The sequence below is a fragment of the Planomonospora sp. ID67723 genome (genome assembly GCF_015711605.1).
Lineage (GTDB): Bacteria > Actinomycetota > Actinomycetes > Streptosporangiales > Streptosporangiaceae > Planomonospora_A.
Genome location: NZ_JABTEZ010000005.1, coordinates 393,066 through 416,174 on the forward strand (window position 1 = coordinate 393,066; position 23,109 = coordinate 416,174).

Annotated in this window: 15 protein-coding genes; 9 read left to right on the top strand and 6 right to left on the bottom strand. The window is 73.6% G+C overall.

Annotated features, from left to right (window positions below; genetic code table 11):
- Window positions 1–82 precede the first annotated feature (82 nt).
- The gene (locus tag HS041_RS32675; RefSeq protein WP_196444709.1) at window positions 83–1,204 is read right to left on the bottom strand and encodes a PucR family transcriptional regulator; all 1,122 of its coding nucleotides are present in this window, start codon (window positions 1,202–1,204) and stop codon (window positions 83–85) included.
- Between the two features lie 104 nt (window positions 1,205–1,308).
- Here HS041_RS32675 and HS041_RS39590 point away from each other — a divergent pair, with 104 nt between their 5' ends.
- Window positions 1,309–1,437 carry a hypothetical protein gene (locus HS041_RS39590; protein ID WP_255530168.1) on the top strand — a complete coding sequence of 43 codons (129 nt, stop codon included), beginning with the start codon at window positions 1,309–1,311 and terminating at the stop codon, window positions 1,435–1,437.
- Window positions 1,434–2,225, top strand: coding sequence for a class II aldolase/adducin family protein (locus HS041_RS32680; RefSeq protein ID WP_196444710.1), 792 nt, complete (start codon window positions 1,434–1,436; stop codon window positions 2,223–2,225). The genes HS041_RS39590 and HS041_RS32680 overlap by 4 nt, the downstream gene beginning before the upstream one ends.
- 57 nt (window positions 2,226–2,282) lie before the next feature.
- Here HS041_RS32680 and HS041_RS32685 read toward each other — a convergent pair whose 3' ends face one another.
- Window positions 2,283–4,127, bottom strand: coding sequence for an AfsR/SARP family transcriptional regulator (locus HS041_RS32685; RefSeq protein ID WP_196444711.1), 1,845 nt, complete (start codon window positions 4,125–4,127; stop codon window positions 2,283–2,285).
- Window positions 4,128–4,483: 356 nt separating this feature from the next.
- On the opposite strand from HS041_RS32685, the gene HS041_RS32690 reads away from it, so the two are divergent.
- From HS041_RS32690 to HS041_RS32710, 5 genes are all read left to right on the top strand, one after another.
- Complete coding sequence (locus tag HS041_RS32690) at window positions 4,484–7,729, top strand: non-ribosomal peptide synthetase (RefSeq protein ID WP_230880063.1); 3,246 nt, start codon at window positions 4,484–4,486, stop codon at window positions 7,727–7,729.
- The gene (locus tag HS041_RS32695) at window positions 7,726–13,395 is read left to right on the top strand and encodes a non-ribosomal peptide synthetase/MFS transporter (RefSeq protein WP_196444712.1); all 5,670 of its coding nucleotides are present in this window, start codon (window positions 7,726–7,728) and stop codon (window positions 13,393–13,395) included. Before HS041_RS32690 ends, HS041_RS32695 begins: the two co-directional genes overlap by 4 nt.
- Complete coding sequence (locus HS041_RS32700) at window positions 13,392–14,366, top strand: TauD/TfdA family dioxygenase (RefSeq protein ID WP_196444713.1); 975 nt, start codon at window positions 13,392–13,394, stop codon at window positions 14,364–14,366. Before HS041_RS32695 ends, HS041_RS32700 begins: the two co-directional genes overlap by 4 nt.
- Before the next feature lie 204 nt (window positions 14,367–14,570).
- On the top strand, window positions 14,571–16,184 hold the full coding sequence (locus HS041_RS32705; RefSeq protein ID WP_196444714.1) for a sensor histidine kinase: 1,614 nt from the start codon (window positions 14,571–14,573) through the stop codon (window positions 16,182–16,184).
- Window positions 16,185–16,209: 25 nt separating this feature from the next.
- A complete protein-coding gene (locus HS041_RS32710; protein ID WP_196444715.1) occupies window positions 16,210–16,569 on the top strand; it encodes a VOC family protein in 360 nt (119 codons plus the stop codon).
- 34 nt (window positions 16,570–16,603) lie between these two features.
- Here the strand turns inward: HS041_RS32710 and HS041_RS32715 are convergent, their stop codons facing one another.
- On the bottom strand, window positions 16,604–17,812 hold the full coding sequence (locus HS041_RS32715; protein ID WP_307845555.1) for a M20 family metallopeptidase: 1,209 nt from the start codon (window positions 17,810–17,812) through the stop codon (window positions 16,604–16,606).
- 372 nt (window positions 17,813–18,184) lie between these two features.
- Entirely contained in the window at window positions 18,185–19,087 is a 903-nt protein-coding gene (locus tag HS041_RS32720) for a DMT family transporter (protein WP_196444716.1), read from the bottom strand.
- A 364-nt stretch (window positions 19,088–19,451) separates the two neighbouring features.
- On the opposite strand from HS041_RS32720, the gene HS041_RS32725 reads away from it, so the two are divergent.
- Window positions 19,452–20,375 (top strand): DMT family transporter, encoded by a 924-nt coding sequence (locus HS041_RS32725; protein ID WP_230880064.1) that lies wholly within the window; start codon window positions 19,452–19,454, stop codon window positions 20,373–20,375.
- 11 nt (window positions 20,376–20,386) lie between these two features.
- Here HS041_RS32725 and HS041_RS32730 read toward each other — a convergent pair whose 3' ends face one another.
- Complete coding sequence (locus HS041_RS32730) at window positions 20,387–21,604, bottom strand: FAD-dependent oxidoreductase (RefSeq protein ID WP_196444717.1); 1,218 nt, start codon at window positions 21,602–21,604, stop codon at window positions 20,387–20,389.
- 72 nt (window positions 21,605–21,676) lie between these two features.
- Here HS041_RS32730 and HS041_RS32735 point away from each other — a divergent pair, with 72 nt between their 5' ends.
- Window positions 21,677–22,315, top strand: a complete 639-nt coding sequence (locus HS041_RS32735; RefSeq protein WP_196444718.1) for a TetR/AcrR family transcriptional regulator — start codon at window positions 21,677–21,679, stop codon at window positions 22,313–22,315.
- Between the two features lie 30 nt (window positions 22,316–22,345).
- On the opposite strand, the gene HS041_RS32740 is transcribed toward HS041_RS32735, so the two are convergent.
- Window positions 22,346–22,957 carry a GNAT family N-acetyltransferase gene (locus HS041_RS32740; protein WP_196444719.1) on the bottom strand — a complete coding sequence of 204 codons (612 nt, stop codon included), beginning with the start codon at window positions 22,955–22,957 and terminating at the stop codon, window positions 22,346–22,348.
- Window positions 22,958–23,109 lie beyond the last annotated feature (152 nt).

The following is a 23,109-nucleotide window of genomic DNA, read 5'->3' on the forward strand; positions in this document are numbered from 1 at the left end:
ACGCCCGCTTCCGGGATCGCGTTCCCGTCCTGCGTTCCACCGTACCCGCCGGAGTGGATCATCCGCGCGGCGGAGTGCCCGGTCAGGGCAGCACGCGCAGGGTCTCCAGGGCGGTGAACAGCTCGGCCGCCTGGCGGGGGTCGTCGAACCGGCGGCCGGTCAGCGACTCGATCCGGGCGAGCCGGTAGCGCACGGTGTTGCGGTGGCAGAACAGTGATTCGGCGGTTCGCGCCGTCGAGCCGCCCGACGCGAACCACGCGTGCGCGGTGCCGAGCAGCGTGCCGCGGTCCTCGGCGGGCAGGCTCAGGACCGCGCCGAGAACCCGCCGGGCCAGGTCGTCGGCGGTCTCCGGGCTGCTGGCGACCAGCGTGGCGACCGGGCGGTCGCCGTACCGGGAGACTCCGTCGGTGCCGGGCGGGACGGAGGCCAGCGCGAGCCGGGCCAGGCGCAGGGCGGAGGCGGTCTGCGAGATCTGCGTGTACGGCGGGCTGATCCCGAACCGGCCGGGCGGCGGGTCCGTCAGCAGGCCGCCGGGGGAGCGCGGCCCCTCGGCGGGGCGCGAGGCGTCCAGCGAGAGGACGGCGAGGCGCTCGCCGGGCAGCTCGCGCCAGACGGCCTGGACGGGCAGCCGGGGTTCGGCCGCGCTCTCGGCCGCCAGGACGTGGAAGCGGCCCTGCTGGGGCAGGCCCAGCGTGTCGGCGCTCTCCCGGATCCGGGCGTGGTCGGTGCCGAGCAGGGCGTCGAAGAGCAGGTCGCGGTCGCGGCGGACGCGCAGCTCCCGTTCGGCCTCGACCTCGTGGTAGGTGGTGCGCACCGCCTCGGAGTAGTCCTCCAGCCCGAGCCAGAGCTCGCTGACGCTCTCCAGGAGCACGGACTGCGCCCGCCGGCCGGCCGTCGCGACGTAGCTCTCCCAGATGAACAGGGTGCCGACGCGGTAGCTGTGCAGCAGGGCGGCGAGCGGCACGCCCTGCAGCGCGCGGCGGCGGGCGTTGGCCCGCACCGTCTCCAGCTCCATCGGGCCCTCTCCGGCCAGGTAGGTGTAGATGCCGCGCAGGTGCAGCGCGCACACCGCGGTCAGGTCCTCCGGCGGGACGACGGCCAGTTCGGCCTCCGCCGTGCGGATCCGCTGGGCCAGCCGCTCGGCCAGCGGGTCCACCTGGCCGAGCAGGCGTCTGCTCAGCGCCGCGAAGTCGGGGTGCGCCACGGAAGCATTGTCCCAGGCGGGTTGTGCCGTCGCACAATGAAACCGAACGTAATTCGCGTCGGCGGACCGTGGACACGCCACGCCGCGGGGACCACGCTGGACCGGTGGCATTCTCCGACCGCCAGTACGAGATCTACCTCAACGGCCTGGCCGGTCTGCGCCCGCCGTGCCCGGCCGACACCTCCGTCCCCGACACCTCCGTCCCCGACACCTCCGCCCTGGAGCCCGCATGAGCCTGTCCGACCTGCAGCCCGTCCCCGCCGACCGGCTCACCTTCCGGCTGCCGCCGAAGTTCGAGACCGTCGAGGAGGAGCGCCGCCACCGCCAGGAGCGCCTGGTCGCCGCCCTGCGCCTGTTCGGCCGGTTCGGCTTCGAGGAGGGCGTGGCGGGCCACATCACCGCCCGCGACCCCGAGCACACCGACCACTTCTGGGTGAACCCGTTCGGCATGTCATTCAAGCAGATCAAGGTCAGCGACCTGATCCTGGTCAACCACGAGGGGCAGGTCGTCGAGGGCCGCTACCACGTCAACCAGGCCGCCTTCGCCATCCACGCCATGGTCCACCAGGCCCGCCCCGACGCGGTCGCCGCCGCCCACTCGCACTCGGTGCACGGCAAGGCGCTGTCGTCCCTCGGCACCCTGCTGGAGCCGCTGACCCAGGACGCGTGCGCGTTCTACGAGGACCACGGATTGTTCGACGACTACACCGGTGTCGTCGTGGAGACCGAGGAGGGCCGCCGCATCGCCCAGGCGCTCGGCTCCTACAAGGCGGTCATCCTGCGCAACCACGGCCTGCTGACCGTCGGCGACAGCGTCGACGCCGCCGCCTGGTGGTTCATCACGATGGAGCGCAGCTGCCAGGCCCAGCTGCTGGCCAAGGCCGCCGGCCCCACCGTCCCGATCGACCACGAGAACGCCAAGCTCACCCACGGCCAGATCGGCAACGACTTCGTCGGCTGGATCAACTTCCAGCCCCTGCACGACCAGATCGTCGCCTCCGACCCCGACCTGTTCGGCTGAGCGGCGGCCCCGGCCGTTCCCCGGGGCCGGCCCGGCCGGCCCCGGGGTTGAGCGGCCTCAGCCGGGCCGCAGGAGGAACAGGCGTGTCAGGTCGTCCATGCGGTAGCGCAGCTGCCCGGCACGGTCGATGTCCGCCGTGACGAACCACATGTCGACCAGGGTCTCCAGGTGCTCCTCGGCGGCGGCCGGGGTCAGGCCGCAGGCGGCGGCCACGGTGTCGGCGGTGAACTCGTCCGGTCCCCGGCGGGCCAGCCGCTCCAGCGTCGGCCGCACGTCCGGCCGCACCCGCGCGTAGCCCTGACGCAGCGCGTCCCGCACGTCCAGGTCGGCGACGCTCAGCTCGTCCAGGCGGCGGTGCTCCTCGCGCAGCGCCGCCGCCAGCCGGGCCAGCGGCCAGTGCGGCCGGGCGGCGAGCCGGGCGCCGCAGATGCGCACCGCCAGGGGCAGCCGGTCGCAGAGCCGGACCAGTTCGGTCGCGGCCTCGGGCTCGGCGCTCACCCGCTCGGGCCCGATGACGGCCGCCAGGAGCTCGATGGCGTGGTCGGCGTCGAGCCGGTCCAGGTCGACGATCCTGACGCCGCCGACGCCCACCAGCCGAGGCCGCCCGGTGACGATCACCGCGCAGGACGGCGACGCGGGGAGCAACGGCCGCACCTGCGCCTCTCCCGCGGCGTCGTCCAGCACGACCAGCACGCGCCGGTCGTTGGTCAGGCTGCGGTACAGGGCCGCGCACTCGGCCGGGTCGTCCGGGACCGCCGTTCCCGGTACCCCGAATGCCCGCAGGAACCTGCCCAGGACGCGGATCGGAGGCTCCGGGGCGGAGCCGCTGCCGCGCAGGTCGGCGTAGAGCAGACCGTCGGGGTAGACCGGCGCCAGCCGCTGGGCGGCATGCACCGCCAGGGCGGTCTTGCCGACACCGGGGGGACCGGTGACGGCGGCGACCGGCGTGGCCGACGGTCCCCGGCCGTCCGGCAGCCCGCCCAGGTGGTCCAGGAGCATGGCGGTCTGCTTCTCCCGGCCGGTGAAACCGGCGACGTCGGTGGGGATCTGATGGGGGACGACGGGATGCCTCCACCCGCCGGGCTGCCGTTCCGGCGCCGTGCCGCCCGCCGAGACGAGAGGTCCGGCGCTTCCCGCCGCGTCCGGGGGATCCTGGTTGAGGACGGCGAAGTAGGCGCGCTGCGCGTCCGCGCTGGGCGCGATGCCCAGTTCGTCGGCGAGGCGGGAGCGCAGGCGCTCGTATTCCATGAGGGCCTCGGCGGGGCGCCCGCAGGCGGCGTACAGCTCGATCAGGCGGGTGTGCAGCGGCTCGTCGAACGGCCGCGTCCTGGCCAGGGCGTGGATTTTCGGCAGCACCAGCTCGGGGACCCGCGCGGGTACGGCCAGCAGGGCCAGTCTCCGCAGGCATGCGGCGTGGTCGTCGTCCAGCGCCCGTGCTGCGGAGTCCTGCCGTACCCCGTCCGGGGCGCCGTCGAGCACGGGCCCGCGCCACTGATCGAGCGCGGCCATCAGCGTCGTCAGCCGCAGGTGGGGATCGGCGGTGTCGGCGTCGGCGGCCATCGCGGCGCGGAAGCGGGCGGCGTCGACGAGGTGATCGGGCAGCAGCAGACGGTAGCCGCCGTCGGCGTGCTCGACCCGGGCGACCGGGCCCACCCCCTCCCGCAGCCAGGCGCGCAGCCGCGACACGGCCGTGCGCAGGGCCGTCGTGCTGCCGGTACCGTGACCCCACACCTGCTCCAGCAGGCGCGCCTCGGGCACGAGTTCGCCGTTGTGCAGCAGCAGCACCGCCAGGATCATCCGCGGGTGGGGGGCGGGCAGCGACAGGGGAGCCGCCTCGCGGCAGACCCGGAGCGGGCCGAGGATCTGGAAGTCGTACGCGGGAACAGTCGTGTCGACCGTCATGTCCGTTCCTTCGCGGGAGTCGCCTGAGCCGCCCGTACGTCCTGCGCAAAAGACCGATCTAAGTCAGATGTAGCGATGTTTGCGGACATTGCAATCGTACGGCCAATGATCCGAAATCTCCCCCCTTTAACGTTTCGTGTATCAGCGAGCCGTCAGTCGTGCGCGAGGCAGTAACACCGCCAGCGGAGGGCTTCGGAGGGGGCGCAACATGGGGGAACCGCGATGGCATGGAACGCGGCGGCCGACCGGTGCTCCGGCCTCCGCAGTTTCCCCTGCCTCCCCCGCGGCGGCGGCCGTGTGATCCGCCGGACCGGCGTCACCTCCCCGCAGACCCGCCCAGGAACAAGGCAGGAACGATGACCGATGACATGACCGGCGACATGGCCGGTGGCGTGACCGGCGAGGAGTGGGAGGCTCCCGCCTCCTTCGGACAGGAACGGATCTGGCTGGCCGAGCAGCTCGACCCGGACTCGCCGGTGTTCAACCTGCCGTTACCGTTCGACCTGCCGTACCCGCTGGAGACCGACCAGGTCGTCACCGTGCTGCAGGCGCTCATCGACCGGCACGAGGTGCTGCGCACCTCCTTCCGGCTCCGCGACGACACCCTGCGGCAGGTGGTGCACTCGCGGGCCGTACCGGACGTGCGGGTGCACGACCTGCGGGGACTGCCGGCCGCGGAGCGCGGGCGGCGGGCCCTGGAACTGGCCCGGGACGCCGCGGCGGACCCCATCTCCACCGACCGCGCCCCGCTGCTGCGGGGCCTGGCCGTGCGGACCGAGGACGACTTCTGGACGGTGACGCTCGTCGTCCACCACATCGTCTCCGACGCCACCTCGGCCGTCATCCTCTCCAGGGAGATGTCCGAGCTGTGCGAGGCCACGCTGGCAGGCCGCCCGGCCGGCCTGTCCGAGCCGCCCATCCAGTACGCCGACTACGCGATCTGGCAGCGCCAGCAGCTGACGGAGGAGGTGCTGCGGGAGCAGACCGCCTACTGGAAGGCGCAGTTGGCCGGGCTGCCGGCCGTGCACTCCCTGGCCACCGACCGGCCTCGATCGGCCCGGCTGCGCTACGACGGCGGCGAGGTCCGCTTCACCCTTCCCCTGCCGGTGCGGGAGCGGGCCGAGACGGTGGCCCGCGAGGCGAAGGCGACCCCGTTCATGGTGTTCCTGACGGCCTACGTCGCGCTGCTGTCCAGGATGTCCCGTGACGACGACATCGTGGTCGGGGTGACCCTGAGCGGCCGGGACCTGCCGGACGTCGCCGAACTGATCGGCATGTTCATCAACCAGGTGGTGGTGCGGGCCGACACCTCGGGCGACCCGTCCTTCGCCGAACTGCTCGACCGGGTCCGCGACACCGTGCTCGATTCCATGGAGCACGGCCGGGTCCCGTTCCAGGCGGTCGTCGAGGCCGTCGCGCCGCGCCGGGACCCGGGGGTGCAGCCCCTCTACCAGATCGGCTTCAACTACATCCCCGACTCCGGCATCGAGACCGTCCCCTACACCACCTCCAAGGACGACCTGGCGATCGACCTGACCTCGGACGTCAGCCGGCTGCTGTACCGCGCGGACCTGTTCGACCACGCGACCGCCGAGGCATTCGCCTCCCGCTACCTGCGGGTCCTGGCCGCGGCCGTGGACGACCCGCGGATCCGGCTCGGCGACCTGCCGGTGCTGGAGGAGGCCGAGCGGGACCTGCTGCTCGCGCCCGCCGTCCCGGCGTACGAGCCCGCCACGGTGCACCGGATGGTGCGGGAACAGGCCGCGCGCACGCCCGAGGCGGTCGCCGTGGTCGCGGGCGGGCGGCGGCTGACCTACGCGGAGCTGGAGGAGGCCGCCGAGCGGGTGGCCGGGCGGCTGCGCCGGGCGGGCGCCGGACCGGAGTCGCTGGTCGCGGTCTACGCCGGCCCCTGCCTGGAACTGCTGCCTGCCCTGCTCGGCGTGTGGCGGGCCGGGGCGGGATACCTGCCGGTGGATCCGGGTTATCCCGCCGAGCGGGTGGCGTACCTGCTGGCCGACTCCGGCGCCGCGGTGGTGCTCACGCACAAGCACCTGGCGGGCGCGCCGGAGCTCACCGGGACGACCGCGCTGGCGATCGACGACCCCGACGAGTGGACGGCCGGGCCGCCGGACCCCGTACTCCGGAGTGAGACCTCCAGCGAGGCCCCGAGTGAGACACGGAGAGAGGCGGGGCCCGGCAACGTCGCCTACGTCATCTACACCTCGGGCTCGACCGGGACCCCCAAGGGCGTCGTGGTCGAGCAGGCCTCGGTCGCCGCCTACCTGTCCTGGGCGGGCCGCGCCTACCCCGGCCTGGCCGGGCAGGCGCTGCTGCACTCGCCGATCACGTTCGACCTGACCGTGACCGCGCTGTTCGGGCCGCTCACCGTCGGCGGGACCGTACGGCTGGCCGCCCTCGACGAGACCCTCACCGCGGACGACCGCCCGGCGTTCCTCAAGGCCACCCCCAGCCACCTGGCGCTGCTGGCGGCGCTGCCCGAGCACGCGGCGCCCACCGCCGACCTGGTGCTCGGCGGTGAGGCGCTGCCCGCAGCCGCGGTCACCGCCTGGCGCGAGCGGCACCCCGGTGTCACGGTCGTCAACGAGTACGGCCCCACCGAGGCGACCGTCGGATGCGTCACGGCGCACGCCGGGCCGGGAGAGGAACTGCCCACCGGGCCGACGGGCTCGGCCGTCATCGGCCGCCCGGTCCCGGGCAGCGCCGCCTACGTCCTGGACGACCGGCTGCGCCCGGTGGCCACCGGGGTCGTCGGCGAGCTGTACATCGCCGGCCCCCAGGTCACCCGCGGCTACCTGAACCGGCCCGGCGCCACCGCCGCCGCCTACGTCCCGTGCCCCTACGGGCCGCCCGGCGGCCGGATGTACCGCACCGGCGACCTGGCCCGCCGCCGCGCCGACGGGAACCTGGAGTTCCTGGGGCGCGTGGACGACCAGATCAAGCTGCACGGCCACCGCATCGAGCCGGGCGAGATCGAGGCGGCCCTGCGCGCCCGGCCCGGGGTGCGCGAGGCCGCGGTCCGCCTGCACGTCGGAGCCGCCGACGTCACGGGCGCTCCCGACGGCGCGGACGCCCTCGGCGGCGCGCGGCTCGTGGCCTACCTCGTCGGGGAGGCCGACCACCGGGAGGTGAGCGAGGCGCTGGCCGCCGTCCTGCCGTCGCACATGCTCCCCTCCGCCTACGTCACCCTCGACGCCCTGCCCCTGACCGCCAACGGCAAGCTCGACCAGGCCGCGCTCCCCGCTCCGGCCGCGGACGACAAGGCCGGGACCGGATACGTCGCGCCGCGCACCGCGGCGGAGGAGCTGGTGGCGGAGGTGTTCGCCGAGTTGCTCGGCGTGGAGCGCATCGGCGTCCACGACGACTTCTTCGAGGCGGGCGGCAACTCCCTGCTGGGGATCCGGGCCATGGCCCGGATCCGCCGGCAGGTCGGGGTCGATCTCCCGGTGCGGGGACTGTTCTCCTACGCCACCGTCGCCGACCTCGCGGCCGAGATCGAGCGGCGGCTCACCGAGGACCTCGACAGCCTCAGCGACGAGGACGTCGATCGGATGCTCGCGCAGGAAGGCGATGCCCAGGCATGACGACACCCCCGCGGATCTCTCCTCCGGCCTCCTCCGCACCCCCGCCCCCGACCTCCTCCGGGTCCTCTCCGGCGGCCTCCTCGGCGGCCCGCCGGGCGCTGCTGGAACGGCGGCTGCGCCGGCGCGTGGCCACGACCGTCACCCCTCGCCCCGAGGGGACCGCCCCGCCGCTGTCCTACCAGCAGGAGCGGGTCTGGTTCATGGAGCAGTTCGCCCCGGGAACCGGCCAGTACAACATCCCGATCCCGATGCGGCTGACCGGGCCGCTCGACGTCGAACTGCTCGACCGGGCCCTGCAGTCGCTCCCGGCCCGGCACGAGGCGCTGCGCATGCGCTTTCCCGCCGACGGCGACGGCAGCCCGAGCGTCGTCGTCGAACCCGCCGTCACGGTGCCGCTGCGCGTCACGGAGGCCGGCGGCGAGGACGAGGCCCGGGCGCTGGTCACCGAGTTCGCGGACGAGCCGTTCGACCTGGCGCAGGGGCCGTTGCTGCGCGCCCTGCTCGTCAGGATCGCCGACGGCGACCACCTGCTGCTGGTCAGCACCCACCACATCGTCGGCGACGGGTGGTCGGTGGACCTGCTGCTGCGCGACCTCGCCGCGGCTTACCACGGCCTGCGTTCCGACACCGGGACCGTGCTCCCCGAGCAGCCCATCTCCTACGGTGACTTCGCGCACTGGCAGCGGACCACCCAGGCAGGCGCCGAACTGGAGCGGCAGCTCGCCTTCTGGAGTGAGCGGCTGGCCGGGGTACCGGCCCTGGAGCTGCCCGGGGACCGGCCTCGGCCCGCCGTACAGGTCTTCGACGGCGACCGGCACCTCGTCGAGACCGACGCGGAACTCACCGCCGCGCTGAACCGGTTCTCCCGGGAGCGCGGCGCGACCCTGTTCATGACGCTGCTGGCCGCCTACCAGGTGCTGCTGGCCCGCCACTCCGGCCAGGATGACTTCGCCGTCGGCTCCTCCTCGGCCGGGAGGTCGCTGCCGGAGCTGGAGAACGTGGTCGGCATGTTCGTCAACATGCTGCCGATGCGGGCGCGGCTCGGCGACGACCCCACCTTCGAGGAACTGCTCGAACGCACCAAGGTGAACGTGCTCGACGCCTTCGACCACGCGGAGGTGCCCTTCGAGAAGCTGGTCAACGCGCTGGGCGTGCCCCGGGACGTCAGCCGGCCGCCGGTCTTCCAGGCGATGTTCGCGCTGCAGAACTACCGCATGGGCAGGATCGACGAGGCCGGACGGTCGGACCTGGACATCACCTGGCTGCCCACGGACCTGCGCACCACCCGCTTCGACATCGAGCTGCACGTCATCGAGGTGTCCGACAGGCTGGTGGTCAAGTTCATCTACAACACGGCGCTGTTCGACGAGGCGACGGTCCGCAGGCTCACGGCCAGGTTCGTCGCCCTGCTGCGCTCGATCGTCGCCGACCCCGCCATGCGCGCGTCCGAGCTGCCCATGCTGGACGCCGAGGAGCGGGCGCTGCTGCTGGAGGTGTGGAACGACACCGCCGTCGGCTGGGACGCCTCCGGCGGCGGAAAGCCGACCGGCGGGGAGACGGCCGGTGCGGAGGCGACCGGCGGGGAGGCGACGCTGCACGGCCTGGTCGAGGAGCAGGCCGCCCGCACCCCCGACGCGGTCGCCGTGACCTTCGAGGGCCGTCACCTGACCTACCGTGAGCTGGACGAGCGGGCCGGCCGGGTGGCGCACCGGCTGCGCGGACTGGGGGTGGGACCGGAGACCCTGGTCGGCGTCTACGCCGAACGCTCGGCCGAGCTCGTGGTCGCCCTGCTGGGCGTGCTCAAGGCGGGTGCGGCCTACCTTCCGCTCGACCCCGAGTATCCCGCCGACCGGCTGGCGTTCATGATCTCGGACGCGGGTGCGCCCGTGGTGCTGACGCAGGGTCGGCTGCGGGCGACCCTGCCGGCCACCGACGCGACCGTCCTGGACCTGGACGACCCCGGTGAGTGGCGGGAAGGCCCCGGCGAGGGACGGGAGGATCCCGGGGCCGCCCCGGGCAACGCCGCCTACGTGATCTACACCTCGGGCTCGACCGGCCGCCCCAAGGGCGTGCCCAACACCCACCGCGGCATCGTCAACCGGCTGCGCTGGATGCAGTCGGCCTACCGGCTGGGCGCCGGCGACGTCGTGCTGCAGAAGACCCCCGCCGGATTCGACGTGTCGGTGTGGGAGTTCTTCTGGCCGCTGCTGACCGGGGCCCGGCTGGTGCTCGCCCGGCCGGGCGGGCACAAGGACGCGGCGTACCTGCGCGACCTCGTCATCGCGGAGGGCGTGACCACCGCCCACTTCGTCCCCTCCATGCTGGCGGTGTTCCTCGCCGACGACGAGGAGGCCGCGGCGCGCTGCGTCACGCTGCGCCGGGTGATCTGCAGCGGCGAGGAGCTCCCCGTCGCCACGGCCGCCGCGTTCGTCGCGGCCCTGCCCGGCTGCGAGCTGCACAACCTGTACGGTCCCACCGAGGCCGCCATCGACGTCACCTCCTGGCACTGCAGTCCGGAGGCCGTCGCCCGGGCGGTCACGCTGCCGATCGGCGCCCCGATCGCCAACATCCGGCTCTACGTCCTGGACCGGCGCGGGAATCCCGCCCCGATCGGCGTGCCCGGCGAGCTGCACATCGGCGGGGTCGGCGTGGCCAGGGGCTACCACCGCCGCCCCGCGCTGACCGCCGAGCGGTTCGTGCCCGACCCGTTCGGCCCTGAACCGGGTGGCCGGCTGTACCGCACCGGCGACCTGGCCCGCTGGCGGCACGACGGGAACCTGGAGTTCCTGGGCCGCATCGACCACCAGGTGAAGCTGCGCGGCCTGCGCATCGAGCTCGGCGAGATCGAGACGGCGCTGCGGGAGCGGCCCGAGGTCGCCGAGGCGGTCGTCGTGGTCCGCGAGGACACCCCGGGCGACAAGCGGCTGGTGGCCTACCTCACCGCCGCCGGCCGGGACACCGAGCGGGACGCCGACGAGGACATCGACGCCGCCGAGTTGCGGGCCGCGCTCAAGCGCACGCTTCCCGACTACATGGTGCCCGCGGCGTTCGTCACCCTGGAGGCGCTGCCGCTGTCGCCCAACGGCAAGCTGGACCGCGCCGCGCTGCCGGCCCCGCGGGCGCGGCGGGAGGCTTCCGCCGAGCCGGTCGAGCCCACGACCGGGACCGAGCACATGCTGGCCGCGATCTGGGCCGAGGTGCTCGGCGTGGAGCGCATCGGCGTCCACGACGACTTCTTCGACGCGGGCGGTCACTCCCTGCTCGCCACCCAGGTGGTGGCCCGCATCCGCAAGGCCTCCGACGGCTCGGGGCGCCCGGTCGGCGTCATGGACCTGTTCCAGAACCGCACGATCGCCGAGCTGGCCGCCTTCATCGACGGCGGCGAGGGCGCGGCGGACGGGCCGCCGCCGCTGCTGTACGAGCTGACGCCCAAGGGGCGCCCCCGCACCCTGTCGCTGGTCTGCGTGCCGTACGGCGGGGGCAGTGCGATCGTCTACCAGCCGCTGGCCGATGCCCTGCCCGAGGGCAACGCGCTGTACTCGGTGGCCATCCCCGGCCACGACGTGGGGCTGAGCGAGGAGGCGCTGCCCTTCCACGAGCTGGTGGAACGGCTCGCGGCGGAGATCCTCCAGGGAGTGGACGGCCCGCTGGTCCTGTACGGCCACTGCGGCGTCGGCAGCGCGATCACGGTCGGCGTGGCGCGGCGGCTGGCCGAGCAGGGCCGCGACGTCGAGGCGGTCTACATCGGGGCGATGTTCCCCTTCGCCCGGCTGAAGGGCGTCGTGGGCTCGTGGCAGACCCGGTTGGAGAAGCTGCGCCACAACCGCCAGTACGCCAACTGGCTCAAGGGGATGGGCGTCGACACCGACGACCTCGACCCGGAACAGGCCGATCGGATCATCGGCAACATGCGGGCCGACTCCCGCGCCGCCGAGGAGTACTTCACCACGCTGCTCGACCGGCGGGCGGACCCGATCCCCGCGCCGATCATCTCCGTGGTCGGCTCGGAGGACCCGGTCACCGACTACTACGCCGAGCGCTACCGCGAATGGGAGTTCATCACCGGCACCACCGGCCTGGTGGTGCTCGACCGGGCGGGCCACTTCTTCCTGAAGCACCGGGCGGAGGAACTGGCCGAGATCGTCACGAGTGTGCATCCCGCGATGGCGCGGCGCGAGACCGACGAGTACGACATCGCCCATCGGGGCACCGACGCCCCCTGGGCCCTGCACTCCGTGCACCATCCCGGCGACCCGGCCGCGCCTGCGGACAAGCCCGCGGTGCAGCCGAGCACCGCGAGGTTCGCCGCGGTCACGATCGGGCAGCTGGTGTCGTCGATCGGCTCGGCGCTGACCGGCTTCGCCATCCCGGTGTGGCTGTTCGACCGCACCGGATCGGTGGCCGACCTCGGCCTGCTCTGGGCGCTGGCGCTGGTCTTCGGCGTGGTGACGCTCCCGTTCGCCGGTCCGCTGATCGACCGCTTCGACCGGCGGGCCGTGCTGATCGTGGCCAGCGGCGCCTCGGGCGTCATCCAGCTCGGCCTCACGCTGCTGCTGTGGACGGGAGGGCTGGACCTGGCGGCCGTCTACGTGATGCTGCCGCTGAACTCGATGGCCGGGACGTTCCAGCGCCTGGCCTTCCAGGCGGCGGTGCCGCAGCTGGTCCCCAAACGCTATCTGGGACACGCGGCGGGCCTGGCCCAGCTCGGCAACGGCTTCGCGATGCTGTTCGCGCCCCTGGCGGGCGCCGGTCTGTACGTCGCGATCGGCCTGCCCGGCATCCTGGCCATCGACGTGGTCAGCTACCTGTTCGCCGTCGCGGTGCTGCTCGTGGTCCGCTTCCCCGACCTGATGGGCTGGCGTCCCCGCGAGCCGCTGCTGACGGCGATCGGCGAGGGCATGCGCTACTCGTGGAACCTCCGCGGGTTCCGCTACATGATCATCTATTTCGGCGTCGCGAACATCTTCCTGGCCCCGGCGCTGGTGCTGACGGTCCCGCTGACGCTCTCCTTCGGCACGGTCGAGAACATCGCCCACGTGGCGATGGCGGAGGCCCTGGGCGCCACGGCCGGCGGGATCGCGATGGCGCTGTGGGGCGGCCCCCGGCGGCGCCGGATGGTCGGTGTGCTCCTGGGCAACCTGGGGACCGCGGCCGGATGCCTGATCATGGGTCTGCGCCCGTCCCTGGCGGTGGTCGCCTTCGGCGCCTTCTGGCTGGGCGCGGCCATGTCCGTCTCCCAGGGCATCTACGTGACGCTCGTCCAGGTCAAGGTGCCGCAGCGCTTCCACGGCCGGGTCCTCGCGCTCAACCAGGCCATCTCCTGGTCCACCCTGCCGATCGGGTTCGCCCTGCTGGCCCCGCTGGCCACGTCCCTGTTCGACCCCCTGCTGCGGCCGGACGGGGCGCTGGCCGACTCCGTCGGCGCGGTCCTGGGCACCGGCGACGGGCGGGGCGTCGGCCTCACCTACGTCGTCTTCGCGCTGGTGATGGCCGCCACCACCGTCTGCGCGTTCGGCGTGCGGCTGCTGCGCGACTTCGACACCGAGGTGCCCGACTCGCTCCCCGACGACCTCGTCGGCATCCAGGAACGGCAGCGCCGCCTGGAGAGACTCCGGAACGACCCGGCGGCCCCGGCAGACCACCGTCCCATCAAGGAGATCCGATGACAGGCGTCATCCCCGCGAACCCGCCCCGGCTCGGACCGGTCGCCGGGCGCCTCGACGGCAACGAGCACACCGGCCTGGTGGCGTACGAACTCGGGCCGGACATGACCGACCATGTGGGCTGGGCGAAGACCCACCGCGACGGCATCCGGGCCGTCCTGGGCACGCGGGGCGCGGTGCTGCTGCGCGGCCTGCCGGTGGATCTGGAGCTGTTCGACGGGATCGTCCGGGCCGTCGGCGGCGACCCGCTGCCGTACACCGAGCGCTCCACCCCGCGCACCTCGGTCACCGAGGCCATCTACACCTCCACCGAGTACCCCGCGGACCAGGCGATCCCCATGCACAACGAGAACTCCTACTCCGACGCCTGGCCCGGCCACCTGTTCTTCTTCTGCCAGATCGCCGCGGCCACGGGCGGGGCCACCCCGATCGCCGACAGCCGCTCCGTGCTGCGCCTGATCCCGGCCGAGGTGCGCGAACGGTTCTCCGGCGGCATCGTGTACGCCAGGGCGTTCCGGGAGGGGCTCGGCCTGTCCTGGCAGGAGGCGTTCCAGACCGACGACCCGGCGGCGGTCGAGGCGTACTGCGCGCGCCACGGGCAGAGCTTCCAGTGGACCGAGGACGGCCTGCGTACCAGGCACCACCGGCCCGCGGAGCAGACCGAGCCGCACGGGGGAGAGCGGGTCTGGTTCAACCAGGCGAACCTGTTCCACGCCTCCAGCCTCGACGAGGAGGTCCTGGAGGCACTGCTGTCGCTGTACGACGAGGCCGATCTGCCCCGGCACGCCTATCTGGGCGACGGCTCCCCGATCGGCCCCGCCGACCTGGCCGCGATCAAGGCCGCCTACGACGAGGCGTCCTTCTCCCTCCCCTGGCGGCCCGGGGACCTGATGATGGTCGACAACATGCTCTGCGCCCACGGGCGCGAGCCGTTCACCGGCGAGCGCCGGATCCTGGTCGCCATGACGCCCTGAGCGGACGCCGGCCGACCGGCCGGTTCTCAGCCGGGGTGATCGACCTGCTGCCCGGTACGTCCCGGGGGGCCGCGGACGCCCTGCGGAGGCGGGTGCCTGCGCAGGATCCGGTCATACCGCGGGGGAGCGGCCCTTCGGGTATCTTTCCTCAGGCGTGGCCGGGGTTTCCGGCCTCCCCGAGCCCCGCGGACCGATCGGAGTGCGATGCCCGCTGACGAGACGACCGCCCCGCCCCCGGCGGTGCCTCGGGTGGGCCGCTGGAGCGCCCAGGGCTGGTTCGCCCTCGTGCTCGTGGCGATGTCCGTCCTGCTGTGCGCGGGCGCCGTGATAGGAGCGCTGGTCCTGCGCAACACCGCCCAGGTCTCCAACCGTCTGTCCGACCTGATCGCTCCGGCCCGCCTGGAGGGGGAGCGGCTGGAGACCGCCCTGCTCGACCAGGAGAGCGGCATCCGGGGCTTCGTCCTCACCGGCAAGGAGGAGTTCCTGAGGCCGTACACGGCGGGCCAGGAGGCCGCGAGCCGGTCGGCGAAGCGCGTCCGGGAGCTCATCGGGGCGAGGGAGCCGGTGGGGCGGCTGGACGAGCTGGAACGTCTCGCGGCGGAGTGGCGGGTCCGGCACGCCGAGCCGATGGTCGAGCTCACCCGGCGCGAGGGACCGGAGAAGGTGACCCCGTCCCAGACGGAGGAGAGCAAACGGGCCTTCGACGCCGTGCGGAGCGCGATGGAGGCGCACAACGCCGCGTGGACCCGGCTGCGGGACACCGCCCGTGCCGACCTGGAGTCCGCGCGGGTGACACGCGACATCTCCTTCGTCGTCATCCTCGGCGTCCTCCTGCTGGCCGTCCTCGCGATGGCGGTGCTGCTCAGGCTGGTGGTGTTCCGCCCGCTGGAGCGCCTGTCCGCCGCCTCACGCCGGGTCACGAGCGGCGACTTCGAGCACCGCATCGACACCGGCGGTCCGGCCGACCTGGCCGAGCTCTCCCGGGACATGGAGGCCATGCGCGAGCGGATCGTCGCCGAGCTGGAGGAGGCCCGCCGCTCCCGGCAGCTCCTGGCCGACCAGGCCACCGAGCTCAAGCGCTCGAACACCGAGCTGGAGCAGTTCGCCTACGTGGCCAGCCACGACCTGCAGGAGCCGCTGCGAAAGGTGGCCAGCTTCACCCAGATGCTGGAGCAGCGCTACGGCGACAAGCTCGACGACCGGGCCAAGCAGTACATCGCCTTCTCCGTCGACGGCGCCAAGCGCATGCAGGAGCTCATCAACGAGCTGCTCACCTTCTCCCGGGTGGGCCGGATCACCAAGGACCCCGTGGAGTTCGGCCTCGGCGACGCGGTCGCGGCGGCCCGGCGGAACCTCTCGGCCGCGATCGAGGACGCCGAGGCCGTGATCGAGGTCGGTGAGCTGCCGACGATCAGCGGTGACCGGTCCCAGTTCGTGATGCTCTGGCAGAACCTCATCGGCAACGCCGTCAAGTTCCGCCGACCCGACCGCGCGCCGGTGGTCCGGATCGAGGCACGACGCGAGGGCCCGGAGTGGCACATCACCGTGACCGACAACGGCATCGGCATCGACGCCCGGTTCGCCGACAAGATCTTCATCATCTTCCAGCGGCTGCACACCCGCGACGCCTACGCGGGGACGGGGATCGGCCTCGCGATCTGCCGGAAGATCGTCGAATACCACCACGGGCGGATCTGGCTCGACTCCGACCAGCGGGACGGGGCCCGATTCGTCATCGCCCTGCCCGCCAAGGACGACGCGCCGCCGCACGCCGCTCTCCCCGGGGAGGGAACGCGGAACGAACCTGACGCCGGTTGACAGGTATGAGCGGCACGATCGCCCCATGACCACTACCGCGAAGTTCCTCGCTGTGACCCTCGACTGCGCCGAGCCCAAGCGGCTCGCGGAGTTCTACGCGGCCGTGTTCGGCTACGAGGTCCAGTACGCCGAGGACGAGTACGCCGGCATCGGCGACGGCACCATGAGCATCTACTTCCAGAAGAACCCCGAGCGCAAGCCCGCCGCCTGGCCCGGTCCGGACAAGCAGTTCCACCTGGACGTACGCGTTCCGGACGTGGAGCGGGCGGTCGAGGACTACCTGGAGCTCGGGGCGAGCAGGCCCGACTTCCAGCCCGGCGAGGGCTGGGTCGTGCTCGCCGATCCCGAGGGCCACCTGTTCTGCGTCTGCCCGGACCGCGACTGAGCGGGAGCCGTCGCGGGCCGGTGGCGTCCGGGCGTCAGCCGGTCGCGGCGGCCCGCCGCGCGGCCAGTGTCGCGGCCCGCCGGGCGTCGTCCAGAGCGAGGTCGATCGCGGTCCACGCCAGCGCGGTGGCCGCGGCGACCACGGCCGCGTCGGCCGTCGCGGTGGCCGCCGCCGCGGCGAAGGCGGGGGTGTGCGGCATGCTGAGCCCGGCCGGGTCGATGCCGATCACCGGGTGGATGCTCGGCAGGGCGTGGGAGACGTTGCCCATGTCCGTCGAGCCGCCCCGGAACTCGACGGGCACCGGGAACGCCTCGCGGCCGGTGGCGGCGAGGTTGGCGGCGTAGGCGTCGGCCAGCCACGGGTCGTTGCGCATCTCGGCGTAGTCGGGGCTGGTGCGGGTCATCTCCATGGTGGCCCCGGTGGCCAGCGCGCCCGCCGCGAAGCAGTCGCGCACCCGCGCCTCCAGCTCGTGCATGGCGGCCAGGGTGTCGGCCCGCAGGTAGTAGGCCAGCCTCGTGCGGGCGGGCACGATGTTCGGGCGCACCCCGCCCTCCTGGACGATCCCGTGGAGCTGGCCGCCGGGGACCATGTGCTGGCGGAGCAGGCCGAGCGCGACCTGGGCGACGGTCACCGCGTCCAGGGCGTTGACCCCGGTGTGCGGGGCGACCGACGCGTGCGCCTCACGGCCCGTGTAGACGATCTCGAACTGGCCGCTGGCCTTGGTGGAGACACCGCCGGGCGTGCTCAGGTCCACCGGAGAGGGGTGGGCCATCATCGCCACCGTCACGTCGTCGAACGCGCCCCGGTCGAGCATGAGCTGCTTGCCGCCGCCGTCCTCCTCGGCCGGGGTGCCCAGCAGTTTCACGGTGAGGCCCAGCTCGTCGGCGACGGAGGCGAGGGCCAGGGCCGCGCCGACGCTGGAGGCGGCGATCACGTTGTGGCCGCAGGCGTGGCCGATCTCCGGCAGCGCGTCGTACTCGGCGCACAGCGCCACGACCAGGTCGCCGCCGCCGTACGTGGCGCTCAGCGCGGTCGGCAGGTCGCAGACGCCGCGCGCGACGTCGAACCCGGATCGCTCCAGGACGGTGGCGACCTTCTCCGCCGACCGGTGCTCGGCGAAGGCGAGCTCCGGCTCGGCGTGGATGCTCCGGCTCAGCGCCACCAGCTCGTCGGCGGCGGCGGAGACCCGGGCCCTGGCGGCCTTCTTGGGGGACGGCATGTTCTCGGGAGACAGGACGGGCACTTCAGTACTCCTTTATCCCTGCGGCTGTCCCTGCGGCCCGACACGATCTGCGCCGGGAAGGCCTTCCGGCCTTCGTGGTCGGCGTTCAGGTCGTTGCGCGCCCCGGTGAGGGCAGGGTCGTACCGGCGGTCGGTGAACGGCTCGACGATGATGCGGATCCCGCCTCGGCGAGCAGCTCACGGGTGGCGGCCGGCACCGCGTCGTGAGCCTGCTCGCTCCGGGGCCGGCCGGGACGCCGGCGCTGCTCGTCCGCCATGGGTCCAGAGAATCGGCCATCTCCGGCCATTAATCAATAACGGGACGTTGCGTTTCATTACTCCGTTGGCAGAACGTTATTCCGCCGCCGATCGTCCTGTGGCCTGTTCCTGCGGGTCAGGGCCGCTTCGTGACCTCCTTCCCCTCGCTGAGGGTGAGCAGGGCGACGGAGCCGAGCAGGAGGACGGAGCCGGCCGCGGCGAGCGGGGTCAGCCGCTCGCCGAGCAGGAGCACGCCGAGGAGCGTCGCGCCGACCGGTTCCACGAGGGTGATCACCGAGGCGGTCGTGGCCCGCACTCCGGCGAGCCCGGCGAAGAACAGGCCGTAGGCCAGGGCCGTCGGGACGGCGCCGACGTAGGCGATGAGCGCCCAGGAGGCGAGCAGGTCGCCGGTGGGGACCAGGCCCTGGGCCAGGGCCAGGGGGAGCAGGCAGAGCCCGCCGACGGCGAAGCCGCCCAGGGCGGTGGCGTACGGCTCGGCGGACGCGGCCCGGTTGAGCAGCGTCACACCCGCGTAGCCGGCCGCGGAGAGCAGCGCCCACCCGGTGCCGGCCGGGGAGAAGCCCTCCGGGCCGTCGCCGAGGGTCAGCGCGGACAGCCCGGCCAGGGCGAGCCCGAGGCAGCCCAGGCCGCCCGCGCCCAGCCGCTCGCGCAGGAGCGCGAACGCCCCGGCGGCGACGAGCACGGGAGTGGCGCCGATCGTGACCAGGGTGGCCACGGCCAGGCCGGACTCGGCGATCGCCGCGAAGTAGGCCGTCTGGTAGACGGCCATCGCCGCACCTGTGACCGCGACGCGCCCGGGCCCGGACAGCCGCCCGAGGCCGAGGCCGCGGCCGGAGCCCAGGAGGCGCAGGGCGAGCAGGAGGACGGCCGCTCCGGCGGCGAACCGCCAGAACGAGGCCGCGACGGGACCGAGCCCGCCGGCCCGGTGGAGCAGAGCGCCGGCGGCGCCGCCGGTGCCCCAGGCGGTCGCCGCGATGGAGACGTACAGCAGGCCCCGCCGTACGGAGACGTGCGTCATGGAGATCTCTCCAGAGAAAGTGGTCGTCGATGTCCGCGCGTATGCGGGCAGCGACCACCCACCGGGCCACCCGGACCCGGTCACACAGGAGAGATGCCGCCCGCTAGCGGGCGGGCGGAGGGGACACGATGAACGGCGTCATGCGCCGACCGTAGCGGAGCGCCCGTTTCCTGATCCACCGCTTATCCGGCCCGGCGAGCCCGCGCCTCCCGCGGCGGCGGGAGGAGCCGTTCCCCCACGTGAGAAGCGTCCGGTGAACACGGTCCGGCCTGGGCGGAGCCGAAATCGGACGCGGTTCGCGCAGGGAAAACGGCTGCCCGATCCCGGAGAGGCCGTTATCAGCCCGTGCGGCACCCTAAGCTGGATGGATGACCCGAGTATCGCTTTTCTCCCCATGTATGGCTCCCCCTGGCGGGTGGCGATGACCTGGGTCGGTATATCGATCGCTCTCGTCGGCGCCCTCGGCTACGCCCTGGGCGCCGCGCTCCAGCAGTTCGAGGCGGTCTCCGAGGGCGCCTCGCTCAAGCTGATGAGACGGCCCCGCTGGTGGCTGGGCGGCGTCATCGGGTTCACCGGCGCCTCCCTGCACGCGGTGGCGCTGAGTTTCGCGCCGCTGGTCGCGGTGCAGCCGGTCAGCGTGGCCACGCTGGTGTTCGCGGTGCCGCTCGCGGCGATGCTGCACGGCAGGAGGCCGCACCGGGCGGAGATCATCGGGTCGGTCGCGGTGGCCGTGGGCCTGCTCGGCCTGCTGCTGCTGGTCCCCGTGCACGCGGTCACGCCGCACATGACGGGCCGGGAGGCGTTCGGCTTCCTCGGCTGCGTCGGCCTGGTCGTGCTGCTGGCGCATCTGGCCGGGCGGAAGGCGGCGGGCCCGGCGAAGGCGCTGCTGCTCTCGGTCGGCGCGGGCGCGGTGACAGCCAGCGTGTCCACGTTCGTCCGGGTGGTGGGCGGCAACTTCGGCGGTGACTGGGCCAAGCTGCTGAGCTGGTTCACCCTGGCGGTCCCCGTGCTGCTGATCTGCGCCGTCGTGCTGCTGCAGAAGTCCTACGAGGTGGGCTACTTCGGCATCGCCTACGCCGGGGTCCAGGTGTTCGACCCGATCACCTCCATCCTCGCCGGCGCGCTCCTGCTCGACGAGGCCGTGCCCTCCGGCTGGTCGAACGTGATCCCCGCGCTCCTCGCCGGCGCGCTCATGGTCTGGGGCACCCTCACGCTCGGGCGGCTCGCCCCCGATCACGGCGCCCGCCCCGCCCCGGCGCCCCCGGCGCCCGTCTCCGTCGCGCCGTAGCCCCGAGGGGGTCACGCCGCCGGAGGGCTCCAGCCGAAGATCTCATCCGCCGCGCCGGCCATCCGGGCGGGAGCGAGCCGCGAGGCGAGCGCCATCGACGCGTCGCGCAGCCGTACGGCCAGGGGACTGCTGATCTTCGTGGCCCGGCAGATCGAGGCGGAACGGGCGACGATCTTCGCGGTCCGCTCCAGGCGGGCGGCGGTGTAGCCCGGAAGCCGGGCGGCGACGTCGCCCGCCGGACCTTCGCCCGTCCCGGCGGCGTGGGCGAGCACCACCGCATCCTCGATCGCCTGGCAGGCGCCCTGGCCGAGGTTGGGGGTCATGGCGTGGGCCGCGTCGCCCAGCAGGGCGACCCTGCCGCGGTGCATCGCGGGCAGCGGGGTCTCCAGAGAGTAGACGTCGTTGCGCAGCACGTTCTCCTGTGAGGCCGCGGCGAGCAGCGCCGGGATCGGGGCGTGCCAGGCGCCGAACAGGCGGCGCAGCTCCGCCAGCTGGTCGCCGCCCCCGCCGCCGGCCGGGACGGTGTCGGTGGCGTAGCAGTAGGTCAGGCCCCCGGCCAGCGGCATGATCCCGAAGACCTTGCCCGCCCCCCAGCTCTCGGACGCCTGGCCGGGGACGCCCTCGGCGGCGATGAGCACCCGCCAGCTCGTGGTCCCGGAGTAGCGAGGCCCGGGGTGGCCCGGGAAGAGCGCGGCCCTGACCGGGGAGTGGATTCCGTCGGCGGCGACCACCAGGTCGGCCTCCAACGGGGCGGCCGCGCCGCCGGTGCCGCCTTCCGCCGTCCTGTTCGCCGGGCCGCCCGGCTCCTCGCCCGGGGCGAGGAAGACCGCGCCGGTCTCCGGGTCCACGCCCGTCACCGTGGTGTTCAGCCGGATCGTGCCGGGCGCCAGCCGCGCGACGAGGGCGTCGACCAGGTCGGCCCGGCGCAGCAGGACCACCGAGTCGCCGTGCCGGGCGGCCATGGCCTCCGCGCTGGTCTTCGCCAGCCACCTCCCGCTCGCGCTCCGCACGCCGCCGTCTCCCTGGACCGCCGAGAGCGCGCGGATCTCGTCGCCCACGCCGATCGTGTCCAGGGCCTTGAGCGCGTTGGCCGCGACGGCCAGCCCGGAGCCGACCGGTTCCAGCGACGCCGCCCGCTCCAGCACCGTCACCCTCCAGCCGCGCCGTTGCAGCGCGACCGCCGCGGTCAGCCCGCCGATCCCCGCTCCTACCACCACTGCGTCCGCCATGACCTTCTCCTCACTACGAATGTAGTGAAGGCTACTACGCCTGTAGTTAGACTACAAATGTAGTATCCGGGGATGAAGTCCCAACGCGCGGAGCTGGTGGCCGACGCCGCCATCACGCTGCTGGTCGAGCGCGGCATGCGCGGCCTGACCCACCGGGCGGTCGACGAGGCGGCGGGCCTGCCGCCCGGCTCGACGTCCAACCTTGCGCGCACCCGTGCGGCGCTGCTGGAGCTGGCCCTCGACAGGCTCACCCGGCTGGAGGCGGAGCAGTTCTCGTCCACCCTGGCCGAGTACGGCGGCACGGGCGACGGCGGGCCTGGGGGCGCCGGGGGGCCGGGGCTGGAGGCGCTGGTGGAGCTGACGGTGCAGAGCCTGTGGGCGCAGCTCACCGTCGGCCGCCGCCGTACGATCGCCCGCTACGAGCTGGCGCTGGAGGCCACCCGGCGGCCCGAACTCCGGGTGATCTACGACCGGGCGGGCGTGAGGTTCCGGGAGCCGGTGGTCGAGGTCCTCGCCGCCGCGGGCTCCGCCGACCCGGTACGGCACGGCCTCCAGATGGTGGCCTTCAGCGAGGGCGTGATGTTCGACGCCATCGTCGGGGCCGGCGCCGAGCCGACCCTCGACGACCTCCGCTGCGGTGTGCGGGAACTGCTGAGCGGGATGCTCCCGGGGGCCGGGGGCGGACGGGAGCGCGGCCCCGGCGTCCGGTGACCGGGGGACCGCGATCCCGGGGCGGGCGCGTCAGACGGACATCGGGACCGTCCCCTCGGCGAGGCGGGCGGCCAGCCGGGCGCGGTGGGCCGGCCACTCCTCGTCCAGGACGCTGAAGTAGACCGTGTCGCGCCAGGTGCCGTCGGGGCGGCGGCGGTGGCGGCGCAGGGTGCCCTCGTAGGTGCAGCCGATGCGCCGGATGGCCGCCTGGGAGCGGGTGTTGAGGTGGTCGGTCTTCAACTGGACCCGGTTGAAGCCGAGCGCGCCGATGGCGTGGTCGATCAGCAGGATCTTGCACTCGGTGTTCACGGCGGTGCGCCAGACGGCCCTGCCGTACCAGGTCCAGCCGATCTCGACGCTGTCGTCGAAGCCGGGTACGTCGATGTAGGTCGTCCAGCCGACCGCCCGCCCGGTCCGCCTGAGGACCACCGCGAACGGGACGTGCCGGTCGTCCTCGATCAGGTGGTGCGCGATCGAGGCCAGCGCGGCCTCGGTCTCCGGCACCGGGACGCCGAGCCAGCGCCACACCTCCTCGTCGCCGCCCCCGGCCAGGAACAGGTCGGGCAGGTGGCCGGGGGTCAGAGGCTCCAGCCGTACGGTGTCGCCTTCGAAGGTGGTGGGAGAGGGCATGTTCGCGGTCATGGGACGAGGTTAGGGTGGCGGTGGGCCGCGGGGCAGGGCCACTTGTGCCCTGTTTCCGGCGACCAGCCGGGCGCCGCTCCCCGGTTCCGGCGGCACGCCGTCCCCGCTGCGGGCGCGGGACCACTGCACCGCGGGGGTCCGGGAACCGTACC

Excerpts from the sequence above, each read along its gene's own strand:
- HS041_RS32680 (WP_196444710.1), top strand. The coding sequence starts at position 1,434 with ATGAGCCTGTCCGACCTGCAGCCCGTCCCCGCCGACCGGCTCACCTTC.
- HS041_RS32685 (WP_196444711.1), bottom strand. The coding sequence starts at position 4,127 with ATGACGGTCGACACGACTGTTCCCGCGTACGACTTCCAGATCCTCGGC.
- HS041_RS32690 (WP_230880063.1), top strand. The coding sequence starts at position 4,484 with ATGACCGATGACATGACCGGCGACATGGCCGGTGGCGTGACCGGCGAG.
- HS041_RS32695 (WP_196444712.1), top strand. The coding sequence starts at position 7,726 with ATGACGACACCCCCGCGGATCTCTCCTCCGGCCTCCTCCGCACCCCCG.
- HS041_RS32700 (WP_196444713.1), top strand. The coding sequence starts at position 13,392 with ATGACAGGCGTCATCCCCGCGAACCCGCCCCGGCTCGGACCGGTCGCC.
- HS041_RS32705 (WP_196444714.1), top strand. The coding sequence starts at position 14,571 with ATGCCCGCTGACGAGACGACCGCCCCGCCCCCGGCGGTGCCTCGGGTG.
- HS041_RS32710 (WP_196444715.1), top strand. The coding sequence starts at position 16,210 with ATGACCACTACCGCGAAGTTCCTCGCTGTGACCCTCGACTGCGCCGAG.
- HS041_RS32720 (WP_196444716.1), bottom strand. The coding sequence starts at position 19,087 with ATGACGCACGTCTCCGTACGGCGGGGCCTGCTGTACGTCTCCATCGCG.
- HS041_RS32725 (WP_230880064.1), top strand. The coding sequence starts at position 19,452 with ATGGATGACCCGAGTATCGCTTTTCTCCCCATGTATGGCTCCCCCTGG.
- HS041_RS32730 (WP_196444717.1), bottom strand. The coding sequence starts at position 21,604 with ATGGCGGACGCAGTGGTGGTAGGAGCGGGGATCGGCGGGCTGACCGCG.
- HS041_RS32735 (WP_196444718.1), top strand. The coding sequence starts at position 21,677 with ATGAAGTCCCAACGCGCGGAGCTGGTGGCCGACGCCGCCATCACGCTG.
- HS041_RS32740 (WP_196444719.1), bottom strand. The coding sequence starts at position 22,957 with ATGACCGCGAACATGCCCTCTCCCACCACCTTCGAAGGCGACACCGTA.